Here is a 26,062-nt window from a genome sequence, read left to right as displayed (position 1 = left end):
AGGCCTTCGCCATGATCAAGCCCGCCCAGCGTTAACAACGCTCGTGATCAATACACCTAGGGCCTGTCCGGCGGATCAGGCCGGCTTGGCGGGTCTGAACTGCCTCTTTCAGCCGGCCTGATCCGCCGGACAGGCCCTAGTGAGGCGGCCGCTGTCGGTCTCAGGCCCTCAGTCCCTCAGCTCATCGACGCGCTCAAGGTCGTCATGGACCGACTCCCGCTCTTCGTCGGTGAGTTGGACCGCGTCGGCCTGGGCGAGCGCGGACCTCGCGGTCTCCTCGTCGCCGAGGCGCCAGGCGACATCCGCGCGCAGCACCAGAAGGCGGAGCAACTGCACGGGCGTGGGCCGCTCGTCCTCGATGCGCAGCGCCCGGTCGATGATCTTCGCGGCACCCGTGAGGTCCTCCTTCGAGTCCGCGAGCAGGGACGCGTGATGAAGGGCTCGGGAGAAGGTTTCCTCGGGCGCGGGCCGGTGGTGCTGGTCCTGGCTCGTCGGCTGCCCGATGCGGAGGCAGTTGCCGCCCGGATCGGTCACCAGGAACTGCCGCATGCCGTACGTGGTGTCCCTCAGCGGCCCGATACGTGGCAGCCCACGGGTCGGGATTCTCCCGTACGCCGCCTTGAGCCCGGCCCGGAAGGTGTCGTGCAGCCCGTCGACGTCATCGCTGAGTATGTAGCACGTGCTGTATGACTCGGCCGGCTCGTACTGCTTCATCGCGAAGAAGTGGAGCTGAATACCGCCGCGCTCCACGACCGCGTACGGGTTGGGGCTCTTCTGCTGGAAGGTCACCTCGAACCCGAGGACCGTGTAGAAGTCCAGCACAGGCTGGAGGGTCCGGCACGGCAGCATCGGGATGGTTGATTCGCCCATGCCGGGCAGTCTAGTCAAACTTGAATAGTGATGGCGAGGGTTTGTGTTGCGGGCAGGCGCAGGAGCTCAGAGCACGGGCTCAGCGCACGGGGAACCCACAGGAGTACCCCTGCTCCTTGAGCCAGGGCAGAACCCGCCGCAACGCCTCGACGGTCTGGGAACGATCGCCCCCGGCGTCATGGAACAGAAGAGTCGGCCCATTGGCCAACTCCCGCTGCACGGTGGCGACGATCGCGTCCGCGCCCGGCTTCTCGAAGTCCTTGGTGTCCACGTTCCAGCCGAGCGGCCGCATGCCGTGGGAGGCGGCGAGCTTGCGGCTGTACGGGGTGAAGGCGCCGCCGGGCGCGCGGTAGTACATGGGCCGTACGCCCCCCGACGCCTCGGTGATCATGCGCTCGGCGTCGAGGATCTGCTTGGCCTGATACTGCGGGGACTGCTTGTCCATGGTGACGTCGTGGGACACGGTGTGGTCGCAGAGCCGATGCCCCTCGGCGACGACCTTCTTCACGAGGTCGGGGTGGGCCTGTGCCTGGGTCCCCACCATGCAGAAGGTGGCTTTGACCCCGTACTCCCGCAGTACGTCCAGCACTTGAGGAGTCCAGTTCGGGTCGGGTCCGTCATCGATGGTGAGGTTGACGCCACGAGCCCCCTTCTCCGACGCATGCGCGATACTCACGTCGACCGGCTTGACGGCACTGACCGACGGCTTCGCCTTCGGCGCCGCCCCACCCACGTCCCCGGCCTGCGCGGTCCACACGGACGCCCCGGTAGCCAGCACCGTCACCCCGAGCGCCGCCCCGAGCAACTTCCCGTACCAGCCCTGCCCGCCTCCGTGCCGCGCCATGTCCGCCCCGCCTTTGCCTAGTTCCTCGCCGGTCCCCGGGTCGCTGTGCGACCACATGGCAGGACGAGGGGGTGGCGATCACGGATCCGTCCGTTACTGATCAAGGACAAATCCGGGGGAGTTCGGGGACAACTTGGCGAGCGGCGGCGCGAGCGGTGTGACGCTCATCGGCGGCCCCGCAGCCGGCGTACGACGAGAAGCGTCGCGCTCAGGGCGGTGACCGATCCGCAGGCCAGGTGGATGACGAGGTCGGAACCGGCGTACGAGGCGGCCATGTTCGCGGCCGCGCTGATCACCAGCAGCAGCCAGAGCAGTGTGCCGACGACGTCGGCGCCGCCGCCGGCGGAGGGCGCGGAGTGCGGGGTGTCCGCGGTGGTGAGGTGATAGGGGTCGGTGTTCGGCATCGGGGCTCCTCGGGTGGGCCGGGCTGATGCCCTCAGACGCTATGGACCGGCACCCCTCCCGGCCGATCCCGCCTGCCGCCCGGTCGGAGGTACAGCAGGCTGTACTGCCCGAGGGCGACCGCAGCCCTAAGGTCGTTCGTGCCGACACCAGCGGAGGGCACATGAGGACCCGGAGCGCGACCCGCCAGGACACCCGGGACACCTCGGCCACCCGGTCCGACAGCTCCAAGGACACGGTCGTAGGGACCCTGAAAGCCGCGGGCTCCGCGCTCGGGCAGCTCGTCGGCGGGTTCGGTACGGCCGCCCTGGCGCTGGGCCTGCTGGTTCTGCTGGCCGTCACCGCCGTGACCGCCCCGCTCGGGGTGGGCCTGCTCGCCGCGCCGGTCGGGGTGCGCGCCCTGCACGCCCTGGCCGGACGGGAACGCGAACGGCTGGCCCGCTGGGGGCCCGAGGTCATCGCCGGGAGCCCGCCGCCGACCCGGCTCCGGCTCGCTCTCACCGACCCCACGACCCGGCGCGAGCTGCGCTGGCTGGTACGGCACGGCACGCTCGGGTTCGGTCTGGGACTGCTCGGCCTCTGGCTGCCGCTCGCCGCCTTCCGGGACACCCTCTTCCCGCTGGTGTGGCCGCTCGCGCCCACCTACGTGACCAGCACATCACTGGGGTTCGGGACCGCGCACTCGTGGCCCGAGGCGCTCTCCGTGAGCCTGCTCGGCGTCGCCTGGATCGCGATCATCCTGGGCCTGGGCCCCGGCATGGCACGGCTGCAGGCCCGCCCCGGCCGCCTCCTGCTCGCGGCCGGTCCCGACACCGACCTCTCCCTGCGCGTCGCCGAGCTGACCGCCACCCGGGCCGCCGCGCTGGACGCCCACGCCATCGAACTGCGCCGTATCGAGCGCGCGTTGCACGACGGCACCCAGAACCGGCTCGTCACCGTCACCGTGCTGCTCGGTGCCGCCCGCCGCCAGGTGGCCCGCGACCCGGCCCACGCCGACGAGATCCTCGAACGCGCCCAGTCCGCCGCCGAACAGGCCCTGGCGGAGCTGCGTTCGGTCTCCCGCGGCATCCTGCCGCCGGTGCTGTCCGACCGGGGCCTGGCCGGCGCGCTGACCGGGCTGGCGGCGGAGTGCGCGGTGCCGTGCCGTACCGACGTCGACGCGCCCGAGCGGTGCGCCGTATCCGTCGAGGCGACCGCCTACTTCGTCGTCGCCGAGGCCCTGACGAACATCGCCAAGCACAGCGGCGCAGGGCAGGCCGCGGTGACCGTGCGCTCCCGCGGCGGCCGACTGCACCTCCGGGTCGAGGACGACGGACGGGGCGGCGCCGACGAAGACAGGGGTTCCGGCCTCACCGGCATCCGCCGCCGCGTGGCCGCCCATGACGGTACGCTCCGCGTGACCAGCCCGCCCGGCGGCCCGACGACACTGGACGTGGATCTGCCCTGCGGGTCATGACCGACCGATTCATGACCGACCGATTCATGAACGACCCATTCCCCCTTGCGAGTTGAGTTGCCGACATGCGGATCGTGATAGCCGAGGACGACCCGCTGCTGCGCGAGGGGCTCGCGCTGCTGCTGGGCGCGGAGGGCCTCGATGTGGTGGCGAAGGCAGGGACGGCCGAGGAGGCGCTCGACGCCCTCGACGCGCACGAACCCGACGTGGCCATCCTCGACGTACGCATGCCCCCCACGCACACCGACGAAGGCGTCCGCGCGGCCGTCGAGGCACGGCGCCGCCGCCCCGGGCTGGCCGTCCTGGTCCTGTCCGCGTATGTCGAGCAGTCCTTCGCCACCGAACTGCTCACCGGCGGGGTGAGCGGCCTGGGCTATCTGCTCAAGGAACGGGTCGGCCGGGTCGAGGAGTTCCTCGACGCGCTCCACCGAGTGGCCTCGGGCGGCACCGCCATCGACCCCGAGGTCGTCGCCCAGCTCTTCACCCGCTCCCGTCAGGACACCCGCCTGGAACGCCTCAGTCCGCGCGAGTGGGACGTACTCGCCCTGATGGCCGAGGGACTGGGCAACAGCGCCATCGCCGAGCGCCTCGTCGTCACCGACGGCGCGGTCCACAAGCACATCCGCAGCATCTTCGCCAAGCTCGACCTCTCCCCGGCCGACCAGGTGGACCGTCGGGTGGCAGCTGTCCTGCACTACCTGGAGGACGTGCGGCGAAGGGCGTAGTACAGCCTGCTGTACGTCCACTCGGGGCGTGCACGGCAATGATCCGCGGGGACGGGGCTGGTGTGCTGAACGCACCACATCAGCCCCGCTCCACCTCCCGAAGGGACACCGCGGTGACGACTGCCCGGACCGGCCGGACCGCCCAGCTCCAGAAGCCGCTCGACCCCGACCCCAAACCCCGTACCCGCCTCGGCGAAGGAATCCGGCGCCGCCCCCTGACCTGGTTCTTCTCATTGGCGTTCCTGCTGAGCTGGCTGGCCTGGACGCCGTATGTGCTGTCGGAGAACGGCCTGGGCGTCTGGCACTTCACGTTCCCCGGCGGCGCGGCCGCCTCCCAGCTGCTGGGCGTCCTGCCCGGTGCCTACCTCGGCCCGATCGCCTCGGCCCTGCTGGTGACGGGGGTGGCCGAGGGACGCCGGGGGCTACGGGCCTGGCGCGACCGGATGACCAAGCTCCGCGTCTCCTGGCGCTGGTACCTCGCCGTCGCCCTCTCCGTCCCGGCCGCCCTGACCCTCGCCACTACGGCGCTGACCGACCGGGCCCCGGTGCTGCCGCCCGCGGCCGTGCTGGTCGCCTACCTCCCGGGGCTGCTCCTGCAGATGATCACCACGGGCCTCGCCGAGGAGCCGGGCTGGCGCGAGTTCGCCATGCCCCGCATGCAGCACCGGTACGGCCCGCTGACCGCCACGCTCGTCGTCGGCCTGCTGTGGGGTGCCTGGCATCTGCCGCTGTTCCTCACCGAGTGGGGCGGCGGCCCGGACGTGGACCCGGTACGGACACTGGAGTTCATGGCCACGACGCTCGCCTTCAGCGCCGTGATGACCTGGGTGTTCAACCGCTCCGGCGAAAGCATGCCGCTGGTCATGCTGCTGCACACCAGCGTCAACAACTTCTTCTCGATCGCCATATCGGACATGTTCCCGTCGCTGTCCCGGGAGACGAGCTCGCATGCCTTCCTGCTCGCCTCGGTGACGGTGGCGCTGGTCTTGCTGGTCGCGACCCGCGGCCGCCTCGGGCTGCCGCGGGCGAAGTAGCGCCGCGGGGCCGGCGGAGCTAGCAAGTCGGACGAGGGGACTGCGGGTCGGGAATGCATGCTGCCTCCTGGGCTGCCATGACCTCATCCCCGTGCTCGAAGGCCCATGCGCCGACGGCGTCGATGGGTGCCAGCAAGGTCCGGCCCAGAGTGGTGAGTCGGTACTCGACCCGTGATGGTGCGTCGGGGTCTGCCTGCCGGTCGACCAGTCCGTTGAACTGCAGTCGGCGCAGAGTCTCGGTGAGGACCTTGGAGCTGATGCCCCCGATGCGCTCCCGTAGTTCGACCGGGCGCCTGGGGCCGTCGCGCAGTGCCCAGAGCACCACGGCGTTCCAGGTGTTGGAGAGCAGGTCGAAGGCGAGGCGGGCGCGGCAGTCGGCGAGGAAGGCGTCGGTCGGCACGTACCAAATGGTGCCCGAAGGGCCTTCTAGCGTCGGTGCGAACGGTCGAAGCAGGCACGGAGAGGAGCCGCTTGATGAGAATCGGTGTACTGGGCACGGGCAACATGGCCGACGCGCTCGCCACTCACTGGGTGCGGGCCGGGCACGAGGTGATGATCGGGGGACGGGACGCACACAAGGTGGAGCGGCTCGCGAAACGCATCGGAGGCAGCGCGAAGCCTGCCGGTCTGCGCGCGGCGGCCGAATCCGGTCACGTGGTGCTGGCCGCGCTGCCCTTCGGGGCGGGAGCGGACGTGGTACGGCACCTGCACACGGCCCTGGAGGGCAAGGTGCTGCTGGACTGCTCCAACCCCGTCGGGCCGGGCTTCCGGCTGCTGACGGAAGGCGGCCCCTCAGCCGCGCAGCAACTTGCCGCGGCGGCACCGGGAGCCCAGGTGGTCAAGGCTTTCAACCTCTGCCACGAGGACGTGTGGCGCATGCGGCCGCCCGTCTTCGATGGGCGACCACTGGCCGTTCCGGTCTGCGGGAACGACGAGACAGCCCTCGTGCGTGTACGCGAGTTGGTGCGGGACGTGGGCTGCGAACCCGTGGCCGGCGGCGGTCTCGAACGTGCGGGCCTCCTGGAAGCGACCGCAGCGCTGTTCATCGCCCTGTGGGTCGGCGAGGGAGCGGATGCACAGGCAATCGCACCTCCGGTGGCATACGCGGCCGGACATCCGACTACGAAGGACCGGTACGTCGATCACGAGGCTCAGGTGCGGGCTGGTTCATGACGGACTGAACACGTCTTCGACGCCCTCATCCAGCATCCAGCATCATCCAGACCGCAGCCGCGTACCCGTGTCCTGTCCGTCCCCATCGCGCTGATCGTGGTTGTTTGGAGGCATGATCAGCAAGGTTCGCGCCCGTGTCCTGCCGGCCTCTCAGCGCCGCTCGCTGGACGAACTGACCGAGGATCTGGTCCTGTCGTCCGGGGACACCACGGCCAAGCGTTCCGCGTTCTGGACGATGCTGACGCTGTCGGCGGTCATCGCGGCCGGCGGGGTGCTCACGGACTCGACGGCGACCGTGATCGGCGCCATGATCGTCGCGCCGCTCTCCACGCCGATCATGGGCATCGCCCTCGGGTCGGTGCGGCGCCGCCGTACCGGATCGGTCATGGTCGTCCTCCTCGCGTGCCTGCTGGTGATCGCGGTCGGGATGGCCATGTCGGTGGCCCTGCCCAACGACTACGACCTGCTGTCCAACAGCCAGATCTCGTCGCGGACGTCGCCGGGTCTGATGGACCTGATCGCCGCCCTGGCGACCGGTCTGGCCGGCGCGGTCGCGCTGGCCCGTCGGGACGTCGGCGCCGTACTGCCCGGAGTCGCGATCGCCATCTCCCTCGTCCCGCCCCTGGTGGTGACAGGCGTGTGCCTGGGAAAGCTGTCGGGGTGGCTGGCGCTGGGCGCGCTCGCGCTGTTCGTGTCGAACCTCTTCGCCCTGGTCTTCGCCGGCATGGTGGTGTTCGCCTCGCTCGGCTACGGCACGGAGGCGGACAAGGCGGCCGGGCGCCCCGCCCGCAGGGCATACGCCGCGATGGCCCTGCTGTTCGTCGTCGTGCTCGTTCCGCTGACGGCCAACACCGTGACCACGTTGCTGCTCAACGCGTGGACCGGCCGGACCAAGGACGCGGCGCAACAGTGGCTCGCCGACGAGCCGGACGCGTCCGTCACGAGTGTCGACGCGAAGTCCCGGACGATGTACATCCACGTCCGCACCCCGGGAGAACTCCCGCCGGTGCGGGCCCTGCTCGACGGGCTCGAAGGACGGATCCCGGACGGCATCCCCGTCGTGGTGGATGCCACACGGGGCCGGCGCATCGACGCCGGAAGGGTCGGCGGCTGAGCGTCGTATCCACGCGCGCCTGGGATCTGCCGGAGGCAGGCGTCAGCGTACGGCGGCTGCAGCCCGCGAGCCGGAGGGCGGTGCGGAGGGAGCATCCAGGAATTCACGGACCGCGAAGCCCACCAGCGTGATCACCGCGGACGGCTGGCCGCAGCCGCAGGTACCGCCTGGGCCCGCGGCCAGCGCTCCGGCTACTTGTCCAACCAGTCGGTGGGGGTCACGGCCTGGCCCCTGAGGACCTGGAGGTTCTTGCCGTCGGCGGCATCGACGACGTACGTGCTGTGGGCGTAGTCGAAGTTGTCCGTGGCGGAGAAGGCGATCCGCCTGCCGTCGGGCGAGAAGACGGGGCCCTGGATGTTGCTGAGCGGGGTCGTCCAGCTGCTCTGCAGCTCGGTGACGGCGCCGGTCGCCACATCGACGACACTCAGGCCGTACTCGGTGGCGTAGACGATGCGCTGCCCGTCGGGGGACCAGTCGACGGGCGCGGACAGAGCGTTGCGAGCGGTGCTGATCTGGCTCACCTGCCGAGTGGCGGTGTCCATGACCCAGACGTCCCTGCCGTACTCCCAGCCGTCCGGCGTCTCGTACGTGGTGGTCCTCACGAAGGCGATGCTCTTGCCGTCGGGCGAGAAGGTGCCGGCGCCGCCGGTCGTCGTGAGGACCTCTTGACCGGTGCCGTCCCTGTTGATCCACTCCATGCCGCGCGGGCTGCGGTAGACGATCCGCCTGCCGTCCGGGGACCAGTCGGGGTGCCCGACGTATGGGGCCTCGTTGGTCTCGGGCGCAATACCCGGGACCAGAACATGCGGGTCACTGCCATCGGCCTCGGCAACCACCAGATTCCGGGCGTACATACAGCCCTCTGTCTGGGGAATGCAGGTGTCGTCGCGCTGGATGTACGCCACGGTGGAGCCCTTCGGAGAGAGGACGCCGTCCTCGGAGTTCTGCGCGAAGGTCCCGATGACGTTGCCGCTCATGGGGTCGATCGAGACCAGAGCGGGAGAGGCGGAGGAATAGTCCGTGGCGGTGATCCGGCCGGCCGCCGTCCCCTGCTCCGCCGCGGCAGTCCCTGCCAGCGGCAGACCAGCGGCAGCGATCATCCCTACGGCCAGCACGGCGCGTCTGAAAAGCACTTGAGCCCTCCCAGGAAACCGGGACCCGGCGTTCCCGGCCCCCGGTGTGACAGCGCATCCGGATCAAGAAACGTCACAAGGGCGGCGTCAGGCCCATCGGATCCTTGGCCGGTGCCTCAGCTTGGGAAGCTGCGGTCCTATGGGGACGGTTTGGGCGCTGACCTGGGCAGACGGCCGGACACAGCCCTGCGGCGCTCGGCTGCCTTCACCGTGATTCCCCGCTGGATCTGGTGCGCTTGTGGTGCGGCCGTGGTGGGTGCCCACAGCCGCAACCCGGTCAGCCCTTCAGCTTCTTCGAAAGAACCAACGTCAGCTGCTGAGAGCGAACTCGGCGTGAGCCCAGGTCGGAGGAGTTCCGGATGCCCGATGTGTACTCTTCGACGATCCTCTCGACTTCATCGGCCGTCATGTCGATCATATCTGCAAGAGATGCCAAGAGATCGACAGCTTCTCCGTTCTCGCCATTGCGCTTCCTGGCCGAGACCGCGCGCTGGAACAGGTCTAGAAGTTCCCGAATCTGAGTTTTCTGGTTCAGGGCTGCGTTTCCTAGTTCCTCGCGCAGCCCCCAGGAGGCATGTAGCAGCGTGAACATGTCGACGATGTTCGACCACCTGGTCCGGCCAACCCACTTTATGGTTTCACTGAGGAGCGTCAGGAGTTCGAGAAACTCCACCGAACGGTCCTGGTATTCCTCGAAATCTGCGGAAATCTTGTCATAGCGTTCGTTGAGTTCGGTCTTTTTGTTAGACAGCCCGAAGATACAGGTGCCGAATACCTCGGCATAGAACTCCAGATCGCCGCCTCGTTTACGTCGCTCACCACTGAAGACGCCAGATACTGTGCTGATCTGATGAGTTGTGCAGTCTTTGAGGAAGTCGTTGAACGGGCCAGGCAGCAAGGCGTTTCGGAGCTCTTGTTCCGTCAGCACCATGTTGACCCTGTTGACGCGAGCGAATACTGCGCGCACAAACTCGTCGGCAAGATTGGAAAGGCGTCGAATCGGGAAACGGTATTGGAAGAACTCTTGACGTACGTCGTCGGGCAGCTCTTTGAAGAATTTCCCCTCGAACTTCTCGCTTAGAGTCTCGTCCTCCAGTCCGTCCAGCGGAAACTTGTTCTTCAAAAAATCAAGCAACGAGGTGAGGCGCTGCTGGCCGTCGACAACGGACGCGATCTGCTCCCCATCCGGCGATGTCTCATACGAGAGGTAAATCTCCGGGATCGGATACCCGAGGAGGATGGTCTCCATCAAGGACACCTTGGCGCGTTCGGGCCAAACGGCCTTGCGCTGGTACTCAGGCTGGAGGATCAGCTCGCTGGACTTGTCCAGCGACCGGAACTCCGCCACCGTTTTCGACTCGATCTCGAATTTGAGTCCGTGATCAGCCATGGTGCACGCCCTCCTCAATCGCGCGATCGCGCGCGATGTTCACACTTTTCACCTGGTAGCTTCTAAGTGACCTATGGTTGCGGTACAGGCGATAATTGATCTCGCAGTTCCTGAAAGTGCTACCGAGATCTTGGATGAAGAGATCCCTGGACCGTGACCACTGCTCACCGAAAGACAGTCGCGGCAGTACGATGTCGAGGGCGATGCACTCCTCGAAAACCAGCTTGCGCAGGTAGTTCTTCTTCTGGGAGAAGAGCTCATCCTCGATTATCTCTCGGAGCTCGCCCCATGCCTTGTCGAACAGCTCTGGTGAGATAACCGCGATGTCCAAGTCTGAACCTTCATGGAATTTCCTGAATTTCTTCTTCGGGTTTATGGAGTATCCCAGACGAGCGCTTCCGACCAGTTGGACAGCCATCGGATCCACGCCTAGCTCAGTTGCAACCAGATGTCGCCATTTGATGTAGTCGATTTCTTGAGGCCACACCGCGGGTGTTCCGTCGAACAGTCGGGCGGTCACAAAGTAATCGACTTCCTGTCCCAGAGATCTGAATTCCTTCCAGAATTCGGGCAGCCCTGAAACATCGTCCATCGTGTCCCCTCAGCGAGCGTCGAGCTGAGCAAGTGCGTGCTGCAACCGTTACATCTGCGCCGCACCCGGTTGAAAGTCATTCCGGAACCACTACCTCGCGCGCGGTCGCTCTGCGATCTCCCAGGAAATCGTGCGACGATCCTAGCGCGTTTCATCACCCCGTAGGTCTGATCGGTTCGGGCTGTCCCCCGTCGCCCACCACCCCGCAGGTGGAGGCTTGTCGGCTGTACTGCTGAGGCCAACGAACCTTGAAACAACCTGAGATGGCGCCCACCTGAAGCCGGTGTGCCTCTCACCTGCTGGAATGGTCCGTACGTGTACGTAGCTGTCCGCTGGTGCACGCCCGCGTTGTCATGCAGTTAGACACTCGAACCACCCCGGCCCCACGGATCGGTGCTCTAGACGCTCATCACCCCTCGGGCCCCTGCTGGAGTGCTTCTGCGATCTCAGAAGTATGAATTCGCGGCAGGTCTTTTCGCTGCGAGGTCGGTGGAGTGGCTTTGCGTGGCGCTGCTTTGGCGCGAGTGATCACGGCCCCGTAAGCTTCCGGCGCGTCGGGCAGGTAGTGGACCTGCCCGGTAAAGCACGACGTTGGGGTCATGATCTTCGAGGCTCGCGCCAAAGTGGCTCCGTAAAGCCGCGGAGCCGACCGGCCCAGCCACGACGTACCTTTTCTCTGGCATCGGGCGGCTGATTGCTGTGCGTGCGGCACGGGCGCCGGCCGCCGCCTTGAACCCGTGAAGAAGGTTGCTACTCAGGTTGTGTCGTGATGTGCCACAGGGGCGCGTCGTACTGCTCCGGACGGCTGTTGATGAGCAGCTCGCGTAGGTCCTGGCGCTGGTTGCCGTTGAGGTTCAGGGCCTCGGTGATGTGGCGGAACGTGGTGTGGGTGACTCCGCGGTCCCGGGCTTCGGCCTCGAACTGGTCCAGCTGGGCCAAGACCGTATCTGGGTCCAGCTTCAGCGGTGGCCGCTCGTCGAGCCATGCGGCTTTGTTGCGCTCGTAGTCGATCTCCGAGTAGCCGCAGATTTCCCGGCTGTACGTCTCTGCCTCTTCAAGGGTCTGCGTCGCTGTGACGGCGCGGGCCAGCCGGTTACGGCTGAACGCCTCGTCCAGATCGGCCTCGTGGACTGTTGGTCCTTCGTCTGTGAGCAGTATGGGAAGCCCAGCGTCCCGTACCTCACAGGTGCCTCGCGCTCCTCGTGCCATCGCTGCGAGCATCCCTGTTGCCTCGGACGGGTGCCACTCCAGAACCGAGCTGATCGATTCCGTGTCCTTCGCCGTGATGGTGTGGACCACGGGGCCGAGCCTGCCGCGCAGGTCTTCGTGCGGAAGTTCGCCGTCCAGGCCAGGCCCGGCGATCAGGAGTCGGATGGGTGCGTTCACCTGGCAGCACGCCGCCAGGGTGAGGGCGTCGGCGAGTGGGCTCTTGAGGGTCGGCTCGTCGCCTCGGGCCAGGATGTCGCCGCCGACGTCCAGGAGGTCGATCGACGTGGGCTCCAAGAGGCTTACTAGCTCGTCGAGTTGGCGCGTAACGCCTTCGGCGCCCTGGTAGGGGTCGATCAGCGCGAAGGTGTGCTGGAGCTCTGCTGCGAGTCGCGGGAGGGTGGAACCCGCCGGAGCGATCGGCCGGGCTTCGGCCGGCACTGCCCAGACGGACGGCGCGAGCTGTTCGAGGCCGGTGAAGTCGTGGACACCTCGGGGACCCGGGACCGGATCGACGAGCAGGCGGTCCCATGCGTACGTGAGGATCACCGCCTGGTCCTCGTGGCCGTACAGGGCGGCGTCAAGCATCGCGGCGGCGACCGCGTCGCCCCCTCCTCCTGCTGCGACGACCAACCTCGTCATGCGGACAGGGTACGGGGATCGAGCGTTCTGCCACTCACCCTATAGTGGCTAGAGGCCATAGCCACTTGGACCGGGGAGGGAGCATGCCTCAGATTGAGGAGGCTCAGCCGAAGTATCTCCAGATCGCGCACTTCATCCGTGATCAGATCCTGCGGGGGGATCTGCGGCCGGGCGACGAGGTTCCCTCGGAACGGCAACTCGCCGCGGACTGGAAGGTGTCGCGGCCGACTGCGGCTCGTTCGCTGGAGGCGCTGAGTCATCAGGGGCTGGTCGAGAAGCGGCAGGGGTCGGGCACGTACGTGCGGAGCCTCGAAGTCAACCGGCGCGCGCGGGAGTTGTACGGGCGGGCTCGGCAGACGGGGAAGATCTACACCCCGGGTGAGTACGCGGTCATCACCTCTGCGGGCTGGCTGGAGGCGCCGGATCACGTCGCCGAGGCGTTGGGGCTGGTCAAGGATCGGCGGGCTGTGCACCGCCGGCGCATCACCAACAACCAGGACGGGCCCATCACGCTGTCCACCTCGTGGTTCACCCCGGACGTCGGGCAGCGGGCGCCCAAGCTCATGGATCCCGAGCGGATCCAGGAAGGCACCCTGATGTACGTCGAGAACATGACCGGACGCCAGGGGAGCTATGCCGAGGACCGCATGTGTGCTCGGGCTGCCACGGATGAGGAAGCGGCCGACCTGAAACTCGCCCCCGGTTCCGCGGTGTTGATCGTCCGTCACGTCGTCCTCGACCTCCAGGACCGGCCGTTGGAGTTCGCCGAGGCCACCTATCCGCCCCTCCGCTGGGCGTTCGAACAGGGCTACCCCCTCGCCTGATTGGTTTGCCGCTTCCGCCGAACCGCTTGCACGCCGTGAGTGGCTAATGCCACTATCCAGTAAGTGGCTAAGGCCACTTGATTGGAAGGGGGGCACGGCGTGACGGGTCAACGGCCGGAGCGAGACGCGCACTTAGCTTGCCGGGGTTGCCGCGGCCATGGATGGAAGCGCGTCGGCTCGTGTACGGCGCTGGATCTCTCCACTGTCAGCGCCTGTGCCCGTGTCACATCGAAGCGACGGTGCCTCGACTGCGACGGTACCGGCAGGGAGTGAGCGCGGATGGCCTACACAATCGACCGCCACCCGGGCCCGGACGCCCCGCGACTCGGAGCGATGGTCCTGTATCCCATCGCCGAGTCCGTGCCCCGGGCCCGGCGCTGGTTCCAGAAGTTAATCGCCCCGTACGCCCCGGCCTGTTCGGTCGACGACTGCACACTGATGATCTCCGAGCTGGTCACCAATGCCATCGTCTATGGACGGTCGGATGATCCGTGGGTCGTGCGGGTGGAGTGGTTCCGTGAGGGAGACTCGCTGCGCGTGGAGGTGCACAATCCCGGATTCCCGGCGAATGTGCGCGTGCGCCGGCCGGATGCCGACGACGCGCATGGACGCGGTCTCCTCCTGGTCGACTCCATCGCCGACTCCTGGCACTCCGGCCCGAGCCCCTTCGGCGGTACGGTCGTGTCCTTCGTGATGGACGACGCCTGGCCGGGCTGACAAATGCCCAGCATGACGTAGCGATGTCTGGCCTGCGCCCGGCGCTCCCTGAAGAGTTATAGGTACGTCATGGGGTGGAAGCCCTCCAGGCTGACTACCTGGGCCTGCTGGCCCAAATCCATGACCTATCAAACGGGGAAGGTTCCATCATGCGTATTCGAGCGACATACGGGGCAGCCATAGTTGCCACCGCGATGGGCGCAGCCCTGCTCAGTGCCGCGCCCGCATCCACCGCGGAATCGGGGGAGCGGGTCGTCAACAGGACGTTTACACGTAGCTGCGGGACGACCTACACGGCATACCGGAGCAGCACCGAAGCCTTCACTGCGAAGGGTGACAACGGGTCCTGCGAAGGACACGCGTGGGTGCGCGTCAAGGTCGACGGCAAGTGGCGTTCCTGGCACCACGCCAGCAAGAAGGTCTCGGTAAAGGTCAGCGGCATTCAGGCAGCGCATCACAAGGGCTGTGCGGACTGCACCGTGTACACCCTGCCCTAACAACGGCTCGCACAATGAGCTGAGTTGCCGATGGGTGATCAAACAGCCTCGGAGACCTGGCTTAGCGCAGCACGGCCCGCGCCAGCAGGTCATTGCCGTACGGAACCGATGATCAGGATGTTCGCTCGCTGACGGTGACTGTGACAGGTGATGTCGGATCCACCCGGGAGCAAGGAGGGGGCACCGCATGCTGCAGGCTCTCGTGACGACCGCCGCAGGTGCCCTCTTCGCCACCATAGGTGTGCTGGTCGGTGGAGTCGTCACACGTCGGGCCCAGGACCGGAGTGCGGCCTTGATGCGGGTGAGCCTCGTCGCTCCGGTGGAGGTCGCCGAGGAGATCCAGAGGTTCGGCCGTGCTATCAGCTTCTTTCTGGATCAGGTGGAGCGCGGGGAACGTACCCCGCTGCACAACCCACTCAGCCCCGAGGAGTTCGAGCAAGTCCGGCAGGAATCCGCACAGGCGCAGGTGAGGCTGGTCAACGCCATACGCCGCTCGCTGGGCGATGATCGTGAGGGGCTGTCGTTCGGCATCGGTGGATGAGGCGTCGCCCACTCAGGCCAGGCAGCCCAATCAGCCCGCTCACCGCAGCGCGCTCATCCCCTCCCACTTCTCCCACGCCACATTCCACGCCCCGAAGCCGTTCCCGGGCGCCACTACACCCTTCGTGTCCTTCCCGGTGATTTCGAAGGGATCTCCCGGCCGCACCTGGCCGTAGAACCAGGCCGCGTTCGCGTCGCTCATCCCTATGCACCCGGAGCTCTGGTTGGAGTTGCCGAACCAGCGGGCGTTCCAGGGGGCGGCGTGGGCGTACATGCCCGACCAGGTCAGCCGCATCGAGTAGTCGACCATTTTGTTGTAGGCGTCGGCGAGGCCCACCGTCTCGGAGTTCATGTTGATGGTGCCGTCCTTGGCCATGAGTACGGCCGTTCCGCGCCAAGAGCGTTTGTCGCCGCCCGGGGTGCCGCCGGAGATCGGTATGCGGCGGACCGGCTTGTCGTCGCGGAGGAGGGTGAGTTGGTGGTTGTCGAGGTCGACCTTGACGATTTGGCGGGCGCCGATCGTGAAGGTCGTCGTGTAGTCGCGTACGAACCAGCCGCCGGCCGGGCCTGAGTCCGTGCCGTTCAGGTCGGCAGCGAGCGTGACCTTCGTGCCCGGCTTCCAGTACGTCCTCGGGCGCCAGTCCACGCGGTCCCGGCCCGACCAGTCGCGTATCCAGGCCCAGGAGCCCTCGGTGTCGTTCGAGGTGGTGATCCTGAGGTTCCTCTCGACCTCCGCCCGGTTCTTGACCGGGTTGTCGAAGACAAGGGAGATCGGCTGGGCCACGCCCACCGTGGTGCCCGTTCCGGGGCGCCAGTCGACCTTGTTGACCTTGTTCGCCGGAGCCGTGGTGAATGCCGTCTTGGACGTCCCGGCGGTGCCGCCCGGCGTGCGCGTCGCCGCCGTCACCTCGTATGACGCGCCGGGTACGGCCTTGCGCGTGGATGTCCATGAGCGGCCGTCGGCTGTGACCTTGCCCGCCAGGCGGTGGCCCTCCGCGTCGGTGACCGTCACCGAGGTCAGGCTGCCGTTCGCCGCCGTGACCTTCACGGGAGTGCCCGCCGGGACCCGGTCTCCCTTCGGCGTGACGGTGACCCTGACCGGGCGGTCGTCGGCGGTCGGCTTCGGAGCGGCGGCGGGGGACGTGGCGTTCGATGACGAGCAGGCTGCCACCAGCGGTGTCAGCAGTGCGGCTGCGACAGCGGTCCGGATGAATACACGGGTACGGGGCAACGGGACCTCCGAGAGACGGCGAGAGTCGGCGATGCCGTGACTGTAGGCGCGTAAAAGGCGAGGTCAGGCGCCCAACGGCTATGTGACGGCCGCTGGTGAGGAACGGTCATGGTCCCGTCACATTCGCCGGACGGTGCCGTCATGGACCGCTGTGAATCTCCTGTCTGGCACCGCGACGTCACCGCGACGTCGCCGCTACGACAGGCCCCCAGGACCCGGGGAGAAGGAGAGGCTCACACCGTGTCAGCACTGCTCATGCCGTCCAGCCGTTCGTCCCGGGCAAGTGCCATCGCCCCGCGCGCCATCACCCTGCGCACCCTCACCCCGGACACCTACCGCGCCTTCCTCGCCTCCTCACCCGGTGCCGCACTCGGCGCCGGATTCCTCCAGTGCCCCTCCTGGGCCGACGTCAAGGAAGGCTGGCGGGCTCAGCTGCTCGGCTGGGGGCCCGATCCGGACGATGGCCAACTGACCGGCGTCGCACTGGTGTTGCTGCGGCAGTTCCCCGGTACGCGCAAGTACTTCGCCTACCTTCCCGAAGGGCCCGTCGCCGACTGGAGCGATCCTGACGTCGACGGGTGGCTCGGGCCGCTGCTTGAGCATCTGCGGCGCGCCGGCGCCTTCGCCGTACGTATCGGGCCCTCACCCGCCTACCGGTGTTGGGACGCCGCCCTGCTCAAGCCGCTCGCCGGGCCCGGTCGGCGCCTTGGTGACGTTCTCGCCAGCGAGGTCGACCCGCTCGGCACCGCCGTTGCCGAGCGGTTGCGGGCACGGGGCTGGCGCAGATGCGGGGACGACAAGGACGGGGACGCGGACGCTCAGCCCCGGCACGTTTTTCATGTGCCGCTTGCCGGGCGGAGCACCGAGGATCTGTGGTCCGGGCTCAATCAGGAGTGGCGGCGCAACATCCGCCGGTCCCAGAAAGAGGGCGTCGAGGTCGTGGTCGGCAGTGCCGCCGAACTTCCCGAGTTCTACCGGCTGCTCGGCATCACCGAGCTTCGCGACGGGTTCCGGCTCGGGCGCTCCCTCGCCTACTACCAGCGCCAGTACGCCGCCCTCAACGCCGAGGAACCGGGCCGTATGAAGCTGTACCTCGCCCGGCATCGCGGAGAGATCCTCGCAGCCCACACGATGATCACCGTGGGGCGTCGCGTCTGGTACCAGACCGGGGCCTCGGCCGACCATCGCCGCGAAGTCCGGCCCTCCAACGCCCTGCAGTGGCGGATGTTGCAGGACGCCCACGCGCTCGGCGCCGCCGTGTACGACATGCGCGGGGTACCCTCCACACTCGATCCGGACGAACGTTCGTACGGACTGCTGCGATGGAAGCTCGGCACCGGGGGGCAGGTCGTCGAGACGTTGGGGGAATGGGAGAGGCCATTGGCCGGCAGCGCCAACCACACGCTCTACCGCGCCTTCCAGGCGTACCTCAATCGCCGATGACAGCAACCCCAAAAGCAACCACAAGCAGCAGCGCCAAAGCCAACAGCGCCAACGCCACCAGCACCGCCCGCGGCAGCGCCCTCATGGCCGCCGGATCCCTCGTCTCCCGCGCCACCGGATTCGCCCGCTCCGCCGTCGTCGCGGCGGCCATCGGCACCATCGGACCGGTCCCGGACGGCTACGCGGTCGGCAACGCCCTGCCCACCATCGTCTACATGCTGCTCCTCGGCGGCGCCATGAACGCCGTCTTCGTGCCTGAGCTGGTCAAGGCCGCCAAGGAGCACGAGGACGGGGGGCAGAAATATACGGATCGGCTTGTCACCGTCTGTGTCCTCGCCCTGCTGGTCATCACCGCGACCTCCGTGTGGGCGGCGCCCGCGATCATCGACGCCTACACCGACTACACCGGCGAACAGGCGGCCATGACCACCGCCTTCGCCCGCTACTGCCTCCCGCAGATCTTCTTCCTCGGGCTGTTCACGCTCCTCGGGCAGATACTCAACGCCCGCGGCCGGTTCGGCGCGATGATGTGGGCGCCGGTTCTCAACAACCTCGTCGTCATGGCCGTGTTCGGGCTGTACCTGGCCCTGGGCACCACGGACACCCTCAGCGCCAGGGACACCGCCATCCTCGGCTGGGGCACCACCGCCGGCATCGCCGCCCAGGCCCTCGCCCTCCTCCCCGCCCTCCGCGCCGCCCGCTTCCGCTGGCGCCCCCGCTTCGACTGGCGTGGCAGCGGACTGACCCGCCCCCTGCGCGCGGCCGGCTGGCTGGTGCTGCTGGTGCTCGCCAACCAGGCCGCCTACTGGGTCACCACCCGGCTGGCCACCACTGCGGGGCTCGACGGTGGTCCGGGGTACAACGCGTACAACAACGCCTATGCGCTGTGGGTCGTACCGCACGGCATCATCACCGTCTCCGTGGTGACCGCGCTGATGCCGCGGATGAGCGCGGCCGCCGCCGACGGGGACAGCGGCGCCGTGCGGCGCGACGTCTCGCACGGCCTGCGCGTCTGCGCCTCCGCCGTCGTACCCGCCGCCTGCGCACTCTTCGCCCTCGCCCAGCCCGTCATGGCTCTCGCCTTCGGATACGGCAGAACCAGCGCCGCCGATACGGCCGCCATGGCGGGGATCCTGATGGCCTTCGCGCCGGGGCTCGTCGCCCTCTCCGGGCAGTACGTCCTCTCCCGCGCCTTCTACGCGCTCTCCGACACCCGTACGCCCTTCCTGCTCAATCTCGTCATCGTCGCCCTCAACGCGGGACTGTCCCTGCTCGCCGCCTACCTGCTGCCGGCCCGCTGGGCCGTGACGGGCATGGCGGCGGCGTACTCGGTCGCGTTGTGTGTGGGGTGGGCGGTGACGGGGCGGGTGTTGAGTCGTCGGCTCGGCGTCGTACGGCCGTTGCGGTCGGCCGCCGTAGGCGCCCAGGCCAGGCTGTTGTGCGCTGCCGTGCCCGCCACCGCGCTGGGTCACTTCGCCGCCCGGGGAACCGCACCGGCCGGAGCGGTGGTCTCCACGGTTGCCGGCGCCACCGCCGTCATCCTCACCTTCGCCCTGCTCGCCCGCCCCCTGCGGCTCGCCGAACTGGACGCACTGCTCGGCCGCCTGCGCCGCACCCGCCCCTGACCATCACCGAGGGAGAACCGCCGATGTCCCGCGTGCTCCTCATCGAGGACGACCCTTCCGTGCGCGAAGGGGTCGAACTCGGGCTGCGCCGCCGTGGCCACGAGGTACGGGCGGCCGCGACCGGGGAGGCCGGACTCGCCGCGATGCCCGAGTTCCGCCCCGATCTGCTGCTCCTCGACCTGATGCTGCCCGGCATGAACGGCGTCCAGGTCTGCCGCCAGGTCCGCGAGCGCAGCCAGCTGCCGATCATCATGCTCACCGCGCGCGGCGACGACTTCGACGTGGTCATCGGACTGGAGGCGGGCGCCGACGACTACATCGTCAAGCCCGCCCGCACCGAGGTGATCGAGGCCAGGATCCGGGCCGTACTGCGCCGCCTGGACGACGGCGGCTCGGGCCGCCCGGCCATCGAGGTCTACGGCGAACTGACCATCGACCGGGTCGGCCTGACCGTCACCAAGGCCGGCCGCCCCCTCGCGCTCGCGCCCTCGGAACTCAAGCTCCTGCTGCATCTGTCCGCCGCCCCCGAGCAGGTCTTCAGCAGGCAGCAGCTGCTGGAGCATGTGTGGGAGCACAGCTACCACGCGGATGCCCGGCTGGTCGACGCCTGCGTCGCCCGGCTGCGCGGCAAGATCGAGGACGAGGTGGGAAGACCCCGTTATGTGCAGACCCTGCGGGGCTTCGGCTACCGCTTCGGACCGCTGTGAGCACCGGCGACACGGGCAGCACTGGCAGCCCCGCCAGCCCCGTCCCCCGGCGATCCCCCCGAATCCGGGCGTTCGGCCTGCGCACCCGCCTCCTGCTGGCCTTCCTCCTGGTCGCCGCCGTCAGCGCGGGCACGACGGCCGCGCTGACCTACCGCGAGGCCCGCACTGCGGTGCTGCAGACCGCCCAGGACACGGCGGTGTCGTCGTTCCGTGAGCAGGTCCAGCAGCGCGGCTTCGGGCTGCCGGTGCGCGAGGACGGCGGTGGTCTGGAGGAGGTCCTGCGCGACATCGCCCGCAAGGGCAAACCGCACCCGTGGGTGGTGTTCGCCGAGTACGGCTCGGTCCGCGCCTCCTCGGGTGAGAACCCCGTCTCCACCGTCATCACACCCGAACTGCGGCGTGCCGCGCGGGCCGATCCGCACGGCAGCTTCGAGCGGGTCGTCAAGGACGGTGTCCCCTATTTGACGATCGCCATGCCGACCGTGTTCAAGACCGGCCCGGACAACCTGCTGCCCAGCGGACTCGTCCTCTACGCCGTCATGCCGATGACCGACGAGCAGGTCAACGTCGACGCCCTCCTCATGGCCGCCCGCGACGGCGCCCTGCCCGGCCTCGCCGTCGCCCTCATCCCCGGCCTGATCGCGGCACGCAGCGTGCTGCGCCCGGTGCGGGAGTTGCGGCAGGCGGCGGGGAGCATGGGCAGCGGCCGGCTGGACACCCGTATCCCGGTACGCGGCAGCGACGAACTGGCCGACCTGGCCCACACCTTCAACGAGTCGGCCGCCCAACTGGAGCGGTCCGTGCGGGAGTTGCGCGAGGCCGAGGCCCGTGCCCGTCGCTTCGCCTCCGACGTCTCCCACGAACTGCGCACCCCCCTCGCCGGAATGCTCGCCGTCACCGAGGTCCTCGACGAGGACGCCGATGGCCTGGACGCAGACACCGCACGTGCGGTCCGCCTGGTCAGTGCCGAGACGGGAAAGCTCGCCGTACTCGTCGAGGACCTGATGGAGATCTCCCGCTTCGACGCCGGCGCGGCCGAACTGAACACCGACGAGGTCGACGTGGGGGAGGCCATCCGCAAATCCCTCGACAACCGCCATTGGACCGACGACCGCGTCCGCACCGACCTCCCCACCGGCATCCGCGCCCGCCTCGACCCCCGCCGCTTCGACCTCGTGATCGCCAACCTCGTGGGCAACGCGCTGCGCCACGGCAGCGCACCCGTGGCGATATGCCTGCGCACCGAGACACGCTCCGCGGACACCGACGTACTGATCACCGAGGTCACGGACAGCGGCCCCGGTATCCGCCCCGACTCCCTCCCGCACATCTTCGACCGCTTCTACAAGGCCGACGCGGCCCGCACCCGATCGGCGGGAAGCGGCCTCGGACTCGCGATCACCCTGGAGAACGTCAAGCTGCACGGCGGGACGATCCACGCCGGGAACCTGCCGGAAGGCGGTGCCGTCTTCACCGTGGAGATACCGCTGCGCGTGGAGGGGGCCGGGGGATGAGACGTGCGCGGAGACTCCGGAGTACGGCGTTGGCGCTGGTCGTTCCCGTCGCGGCGATGCTGCCGCTGCTCGGCGGCTGCGGGATCCCGGAGACCGATGTCATCGAGGCGGGCGGGCCCGCCAGCGTCCAGGCCTTCTTCAACCGCGACAGCGACATGCTGCTCTTCTTCCGCGCCCCCGACGGAGGCATGAGCCCCGTGATCCGGACCCCCGACCGGGACCCCGGTGCCACGGCCGGCCCCATCCCGACCGAGAAGATCATCCAGGCGCTGCTCGACGGCCCCCGGGACGAGGACCGGGCCGCCGGCCTGACCACCGCCCTCCCGGCCCCCGGCACCGGCCCGACCATCGAGGTCGACCCCTCCCCGGGCAGGGTCACCACCCGTCTGCCGCTGTCCGTGAAGAACCTGAACGCGGCCGCCCTACGCCAACTGACCTGCACCATCGCCTACAGCGAGGATCCCGACGGCCAAGCGGTCGTCCAACTCACGGGACACGACGGGGCATCGAGGTCCGGCACCTGCGGACTCGCCCTATGACATCGGGGGAAAGAACCGGCATGGAAACGATCATCGTGCAGACGTCCAGTCCGACCGGCCCGGGCGCGCGCAGACCCGACCTCCTGCACATGGGCCCGGGCGACGTGGCCGACTTCGGCCGGGGCCTGCCCGGCGGTGAGGTCGCCATCGTGCTGCCCGACCCCGGGATCTCCCGGCGTGCGGGGCGGCTGGAGGCGGCCGAGGACTACTGGCGGCTGTCGAACTTCAGCCGTGACACGGCGTATGTGGTGGAGAACCTGGAGGGCGCCGGCGAGTACATCACCGTCGCGCCCGGGCGGCTCGCGGCGCCGGTCCCCTTCGAGTTCTCCCGGGTCGTGCTGCCCGCGCTGAACGGGACCGCCGACTTCAAGGTGTTCGCACCGCAGCACGCCTATCTGGACGAGCGGTCCGCGCCCGGCGCCGGTGAGCAGACCGTGCATCCGTACGCCCTCGACGTGACCGCCAAGTACTTCCTGGTGCTGGTGGCGCTGTGCGAGCCGCGGCTGCGCGAGCTGTCGGACTGCGCGCTGCCCGGCGCCGGGGACATCGCGGAGCGGCTGCGCCCGCTGGAGAGCTGCCGGGGCCTGACCCGCTCCGCAGTGAACTACCACATCGACTACCTGGCGTTCGCGAAACTGCGCCTGGACATCGGCGACGAGCCCGGAGCGGACGGCACCGGCCGCACCGGCGCCAAACGCACCCGACTGGCCTCCCTCGCCCTGCGCTTCGGCCTGGTGCGCGAGGAACACCTCGCCCTGCTGCCGTCCCGCCGGCGGCCCCTACCGCAGGAGACCCACGCGTGAACGCGCACAGCGCCGAGCAGGGCGCCCACGAGACACCGCGCCTGCCCGCAGGCTTCCGCATCGACGGCTGGGAGCTGGACGCCGTCATCGGCTCGGGCGGCTGGGGCACCGTGTACCGGGCACGGGGGATCGCCGACGGTACGCCGGCCGCGGTGAAGGTGCTGCCGACCGGCGCCCTGGGCCCCGGCCAGCGTGCCGCGCTCGGTGAACTGGTCGCACGCGAGGTGCGGTTCAGCGCCGAGGCCGATCACCCGAACCTCGTACGGACCCGTGCCGTGTGCACCGTGGACGCACCGGAACTGCCCGCCCTGGACGGTGCGATCGCGCTCGTCATGGACCGGGCGGAGGCCAGTCTGCGCGAGCGACTGGATGCCACAGCGACCGGCCGCGAGGTCCCCGACGCCGAACGGATCCTGCGCGGCGTCGCCGCCGGGCTCGCCCATATGCACGACGCCGGCTGGGTGCACGGCGACCTCAAGCCCGCCAACGTACTGCTCGGCCCGGACGGCGAGGTGTGGCTCGCCGACTTCGGCCTCGCCACCGAACTCGACGGCACCCACGCCCATATGCCGCCGCTCGGCACCCTGGACCATCTGCCGCCCGAGTGGTGGTCCCAGCGCACCGGGGCGGACGGGGCGGTGGTGCGGCCGACCGCCGACATCTGGGCCTTCGGCGTCCTCGCCCACCAGGTGCTCACCGGCGGCCTCCACCCGTTCCCCGGCGCCACCGCCCGCGCCCGCTCGCTCGCCGCCCAGGCCTACGCCCGCGGCACCGCACCCCTGCGCCTCGACGCCGGGCTGGATGAGGAGTGGCGTCGGCTCATCGGGGAGTGCCTCGCCCCCGACCACGAGACGCGGCTCCGCCACACCGCCGCGGGCCTCCTTAGCCGTATCGAGAAACTCTCCGCCGGCCCGAGCCGCCGACGCCGGCTGCTGCCGATCGCCGCGGTGGCGCTCGCCGGGGTCACGGCCGCCGCCGTCGCCGCGACGGCGCTGCTCGGCGACGGCGACGGCGACAGGGAGAAGGACCCCGAGCGCGGCACACCCGCCGTCGTCGCCGGTGCGGTGAGCCCGGCCGCCGGGGAGATCCCGGCGGACTCCGACGTACCCGGAGCGCTGCGCCCCGTCATCGTCGCCGCCGCCAAACGCTGCACCGACGCGGAGGTCACGCCCGCGCTGCTCGCCGCCCTGATTAAGGCGGAGAGCGGCTTCGACGCGAACGCGTCCCGCCCGGCGGCCGAGGAGTACGGCATCGCCATGTGGACGCCGTCGGTCTTCCGCGCCTGGGCGGTGGACGGTGACGGCGACGGCGACAAGGACTACCTCTCCCCGCCGGACGCGATCCACACGATGAGCCTGTACGTCTGCTGGCTCGACCAGCGTTTCAAACAGGCCAAGCTGCCCACCAAGGACCTTCCCGCGCTCATCGCGGCCGGCTACCGCACGAGCGACCGCACCGTCATCGAAGAGCGCGGGGTCCCCGAACGGGTGCGGCCGCATGTGGACGAGGTGCTCCGCCATCTCGCTGCGTACGAGCGGTGAGGCAGCGGTCCCCTGTTCCGCTGCCTCACCGGCTCAGCACTCCTTGACGTCCGGGATCTTGTTGTCGGGCGAGCTGACGTAGATGTTGGAGATCCAGCCGCCGTACTGGGGCAGATACGCCCACCAGTCGTTCGTGTACGGCGGCACCGACACCTTCTGCCCCCTCTTCTGGCATCCGATCAACACCTCGACGCCTGCCGGGAGTTGAGTGATCGCCGGGTTCGAGGTGGACGGGTCCGGGCGGACATTCACATGGTCGCTCCAGGTGCCGTACCACCACCCCGCCGGCCGCGCCGCGCCCGGCACGTTCAGCGAGCGGGTCAGCCGCCCGATGTCCGTGTACGCCTTCCCGTACGACGTCCCGACCGGGTGCAGCGTGTACACGGCCACGATGGACCGGTCACCGGCGCCGACCGTGCCGGTGCTGTGCAGGGCGGGCCGGGTCAGATCGACGTCGGCGGCGGCGACACGGCTCGGGGCTGCCGTAGCGGCCGCGGTCGCTGTGCCACAGGTGCCTTTCTCGTACGATCCCGACCAGCCCTGCTTCACCGCCCACGGCTTCTCGAACGCGCCGGCTATGCCGAAGTGCTGGTCGAAGCCGTCCGAGGCGCAGCGCGTGGACTGGCGCAGGTTGCCCATGATGAAGTCCCGTACGGGACCCGGCGCCGAGTCCAGGAGATAGCGGTAGATCGTGACGGTGTCGCGGGCGGAGAGGGCGGTGTACCCCCAGTAGCCCGGATACGCGGCGGGCGGCGGAGCCGTGTCCTTGAGGCCCAGCCGGCCCACCATGCGGTCGATGATCGCCGAGCCGCCGTTCTCCGACCAGTAGTGGCTGGCCGCCTGGTCCTTACTGCTGCGCAGCATCGGCTCCAGCAGGGCCCGGTCGGCGGCGGGAATGGTGTAGTCGGGGCCCCGGTCCCACAGGAAGTCCAGCGCCAGCAGCACCTTGACGACTGAGGCGGACCGGAAGGGGGCGCTCGCGTTGAGCTGCTCGGTGAAGGTGCCGGTCTGCCGGTCGAAGACGGCGACCCCGGCGGTCACGCCGCTGGGCACCTGGACGGACGCGGGCGCGGCCTGCGGCGAGCGCCGCGTCGGGGTGTCGGCGGCGGCGGACCCGGCCACACCGCCGACGAGCAGCAGCGCGGCGGCGGTCGCGAGAAACCGGCGCCTCACCGGTAGTGCTCCCTCGGCCGTGGCGAGGGTGGAGCGGAACAGGCGCATGAGTGCCGTCCCTTCCTGTCTGCGGAGGGTGCCCCGTGCTGCGACCGGGGTCTGGGGACGCCTCGAACCCTAGGGAAGGGAGTGGTGTGCGCGGTCCCTGACAAATGTCAGGGTCGCCGGGGTCATCGCTTCAGAGGGCTTACCGCGTACGGCTCTGGGTGCGCTGTCGGTGTCCCTTGATGTCTGGGCGGCCGATGTGGCCCTGGGCGCGTTCGGACTCGCCGAGCCAGATGTGCGGGACGTGGTGCTGGACCGCCGGGACCAGGTCCTGTCGGCAGG

At 69.0% G+C, this 26,062-nt stretch carries 26 protein-coding genes; 16 read left to right on the top strand and 10 right to left on the bottom strand.

Annotated features, from left to right (window positions below; translation table 11 throughout):
• Positions 1 to 168 precede the first annotated feature (168 nt).
• The 3 genes from IE325_RS45515 to IE325_RS45505 form a co-directional block, all read right to left on the bottom strand.
• Positions 169 to 870, bottom strand: a complete 702-nt coding sequence (locus tag IE325_RS45515; protein ID WP_190076119.1) for a bleomycin resistance protein — start codon at positions 868 to 870, stop codon at positions 169 to 171.
• Between the two features lie 79 nt (positions 871 to 949).
• Entirely contained in the window at positions 950 to 1,714 is a 765-nt protein-coding gene (locus IE325_RS45510; RefSeq protein WP_190076118.1) for a polysaccharide deacetylase family protein, read from the bottom strand.
• A gap of 164 nt (positions 1,715 to 1,878) precedes the next feature.
• Positions 1,879 to 2,118 (bottom strand): hypothetical protein, encoded by a 240-nt coding sequence (locus IE325_RS45505; protein WP_190076117.1) that lies wholly within the window; start codon positions 2,116 to 2,118, stop codon positions 1,879 to 1,881.
• 161 nt (positions 2,119 to 2,279) lie between these two features.
• Here IE325_RS45505 and IE325_RS45500 point away from each other — a divergent pair, with 161 nt between their 5' ends.
• The 3 genes from IE325_RS45500 (at position 2,280) to IE325_RS45490 (ending at position 5,331) form a co-directional block, all read left to right on the top strand.
• The gene (locus IE325_RS45500) at positions 2,280 to 3,572 is read left to right on the top strand and encodes a sensor histidine kinase (RefSeq protein WP_190076116.1); all 1,293 of its coding nucleotides are present in this window, start codon (positions 2,280 to 2,282) and stop codon (positions 3,570 to 3,572) included.
• Between the two features lie 65 nt (positions 3,573 to 3,637).
• Positions 3,638 to 4,297: a response regulator transcription factor gene (locus tag IE325_RS45495; RefSeq protein WP_190076115.1), complete on the top strand. Its 660-nt coding sequence runs from the start codon at positions 3,638 to 3,640 to the stop codon at positions 4,295 to 4,297.
• Positions 4,298 to 4,410: 113 nt separating this feature from the next.
• Positions 4,411 to 5,331, top strand: a complete 921-nt coding sequence (locus tag IE325_RS45490) for a CPBP family intramembrane glutamic endopeptidase (protein WP_308437728.1) — start codon at positions 4,411 to 4,413, stop codon at positions 5,329 to 5,331.
• A 19-nt stretch (positions 5,332 to 5,350) separates the two neighbouring features.
• Here IE325_RS45490 and IE325_RS45485 read toward each other — a convergent pair whose 3' ends face one another.
• Positions 5,351 to 5,731 (bottom strand): winged helix-turn-helix transcriptional regulator, encoded by a 381-nt coding sequence (locus tag IE325_RS45485; RefSeq protein ID WP_190076113.1) that lies wholly within the window; start codon positions 5,729 to 5,731, stop codon positions 5,351 to 5,353.
• Positions 5,732 to 5,805: 74 nt separating this feature from the next.
• On the opposite strand from IE325_RS45485, the gene IE325_RS45480 reads away from it, so the two are divergent.
• Positions 5,806 to 6,504 carry an NADPH-dependent F420 reductase gene (locus tag IE325_RS45480; RefSeq protein WP_190076112.1) on the top strand — a complete coding sequence of 233 codons (699 nt, stop codon included), beginning with the start codon at positions 5,806 to 5,808 and terminating at the stop codon, positions 6,502 to 6,504.
• 112 nt (positions 6,505 to 6,616) lie between these two features.
• Positions 6,617 to 7,618, top strand: a complete 1,002-nt coding sequence (locus IE325_RS45475) for a TIGR00341 family protein (RefSeq protein WP_190076111.1) — start codon at positions 6,617 to 6,619, stop codon at positions 7,616 to 7,618.
• Between the two features lie 191 nt (positions 7,619 to 7,809).
• Here IE325_RS45475 and IE325_RS45470 read toward each other — a convergent pair whose 3' ends face one another.
• The 4 genes from IE325_RS45470 to IE325_RS45455 form a co-directional block, all read right to left on the bottom strand.
• Positions 7,810 to 8,751, bottom strand: a complete 942-nt coding sequence (locus IE325_RS45470; RefSeq protein WP_190076110.1) for a TolB family protein — start codon at positions 8,749 to 8,751, stop codon at positions 7,810 to 7,812.
• Between the two features lie 277 nt (positions 8,752 to 9,028).
• A complete protein-coding gene (locus tag IE325_RS45465; protein WP_190076109.1) occupies positions 9,029 to 10,141 on the bottom strand; it encodes a DUF262 domain-containing protein in 1,113 nt (370 codons plus the stop codon).
• Positions 10,134 to 10,733, bottom strand: coding sequence for a hypothetical protein (locus tag IE325_RS45460; protein WP_190076108.1), 600 nt, complete (start codon positions 10,731 to 10,733; stop codon positions 10,134 to 10,136). Before IE325_RS45460 ends, IE325_RS45465 begins: the two co-directional genes overlap by 8 nt.
• Before the next feature lie 750 nt (positions 10,734 to 11,483).
• A complete protein-coding gene (locus IE325_RS45455) occupies positions 11,484 to 12,581 on the bottom strand; it encodes a DUF1152 domain-containing protein (RefSeq protein ID WP_190076107.1) in 1,098 nt (365 codons plus the stop codon).
• An 83-nt stretch (positions 12,582 to 12,664) separates the two neighbouring features.
• Between IE325_RS45455 and IE325_RS45450 the strand changes: the two genes are divergently transcribed.
• The 4 genes from IE325_RS45450 to IE325_RS45435 all read left to right on the top strand — a co-directional run bounded on the left by IE325_RS45450 (position 12,665) and on the right by IE325_RS45435 (position 15,160).
• Entirely contained in the window at positions 12,665 to 13,405 is a 741-nt protein-coding gene (locus IE325_RS45450; protein WP_190076106.1) for a GntR family transcriptional regulator, read from the top strand.
• Positions 13,406 to 13,684: 279 nt separating this feature from the next.
• Positions 13,685 to 14,122, top strand: coding sequence for an ATP-binding protein (locus IE325_RS45445; RefSeq protein ID WP_190076105.1), 438 nt, complete (start codon positions 13,685 to 13,687; stop codon positions 14,120 to 14,122).
• 74 nt (positions 14,123 to 14,196) lie between these two features.
• Positions 14,197 to 14,619 (top strand): hypothetical protein, encoded by a 423-nt coding sequence (locus tag IE325_RS45440; RefSeq protein WP_190076104.1) that lies wholly within the window; start codon positions 14,197 to 14,199, stop codon positions 14,617 to 14,619.
• A 187-nt stretch (positions 14,620 to 14,806) separates the two neighbouring features.
• Positions 14,807 to 15,160, top strand: coding sequence for a hypothetical protein (locus IE325_RS45435; protein ID WP_190076103.1), 354 nt, complete (start codon positions 14,807 to 14,809; stop codon positions 15,158 to 15,160).
• A 39-nt stretch (positions 15,161 to 15,199) separates the two neighbouring features.
• Here the strand turns inward: IE325_RS45435 and IE325_RS45430 are convergent, their stop codons facing one another.
• Entirely contained in the window at positions 15,200 to 16,390 is a 1,191-nt protein-coding gene (locus tag IE325_RS45430; RefSeq protein WP_190076102.1) for a L,D-transpeptidase, read from the bottom strand.
• Positions 16,391 to 16,630: 240 nt separating this feature from the next.
• On the opposite strand from IE325_RS45430, the gene IE325_RS45425 reads away from it, so the two are divergent.
• The 7 genes from IE325_RS45425 to IE325_RS45395 are packed head-to-tail and all read left to right on the top strand — an operon-like array spanning position 16,631 to position 24,562.
• The gene (locus IE325_RS45425) at positions 16,631 to 17,833 is read left to right on the top strand and encodes a lipid II:glycine glycyltransferase FemX (protein ID WP_190076101.1); all 1,203 of its coding nucleotides are present in this window, start codon (positions 16,631 to 16,633) and stop codon (positions 17,831 to 17,833) included.
• Entirely contained in the window at positions 17,830 to 19,458 is a 1,629-nt protein-coding gene (gene murJ, locus IE325_RS45420; protein WP_268256410.1) for a murein biosynthesis integral membrane protein MurJ, read from the top strand. Before IE325_RS45425 ends, murJ begins: the two co-directional genes overlap by 4 nt.
• 23 nt (positions 19,459 to 19,481) lie before the next feature.
• Complete coding sequence (locus IE325_RS45415; RefSeq protein ID WP_190076100.1) at positions 19,482 to 20,165, top strand: response regulator; 684 nt, start codon at positions 19,482 to 19,484, stop codon at positions 20,163 to 20,165.
• Positions 20,162 to 21,679, top strand: a complete 1,518-nt coding sequence (locus IE325_RS45410) for an ATP-binding protein (protein ID WP_373315365.1) — start codon at positions 20,162 to 20,164, stop codon at positions 21,677 to 21,679. Before IE325_RS45415 ends, IE325_RS45410 begins: the two co-directional genes overlap by 4 nt.
• A complete protein-coding gene (locus IE325_RS45405; protein ID WP_190076099.1) occupies positions 21,676 to 22,218 on the top strand; it encodes a hypothetical protein in 543 nt (180 codons plus the stop codon). The genes IE325_RS45410 and IE325_RS45405 overlap by 4 nt, the downstream gene beginning before the upstream one ends.
• Before the next feature lie 20 nt (positions 22,219 to 22,238).
• Positions 22,239 to 23,021: a serine/threonine protein kinase gene (locus IE325_RS45400; RefSeq protein WP_190076098.1), complete on the top strand. Its 783-nt coding sequence runs from the start codon at positions 22,239 to 22,241 to the stop codon at positions 23,019 to 23,021.
• Positions 23,018 to 24,562, top strand: a complete 1,545-nt coding sequence (locus IE325_RS45395; protein WP_190076097.1) for a serine/threonine-protein kinase — start codon at positions 23,018 to 23,020, stop codon at positions 24,560 to 24,562. Before IE325_RS45400 ends, IE325_RS45395 begins: the two co-directional genes overlap by 4 nt.
• Before the next feature lie 33 nt (positions 24,563 to 24,595).
• Here IE325_RS45395 and IE325_RS45390 read toward each other — a convergent pair whose 3' ends face one another.
• On the bottom strand, positions 24,596 to 25,783 hold the full coding sequence (locus tag IE325_RS45390; RefSeq protein ID WP_229912558.1) for a hypothetical protein: 1,188 nt from the start codon (positions 25,781 to 25,783) through the stop codon (positions 24,596 to 24,598).
• Positions 25,784 to 26,062 lie beyond the last annotated feature (279 nt).

This window comes from Streptomyces lanatus (assembly GCF_014655715.1).
GTDB lineage: Bacteria > Actinomycetota > Actinomycetes > Streptomycetales > Streptomycetaceae > Streptomyces > Streptomyces lanatus.
The sequence above is the reverse complement of the archived record's forward strand: the minus strand, read 5'-3'. Positions and strand labels throughout refer to the sequence as shown.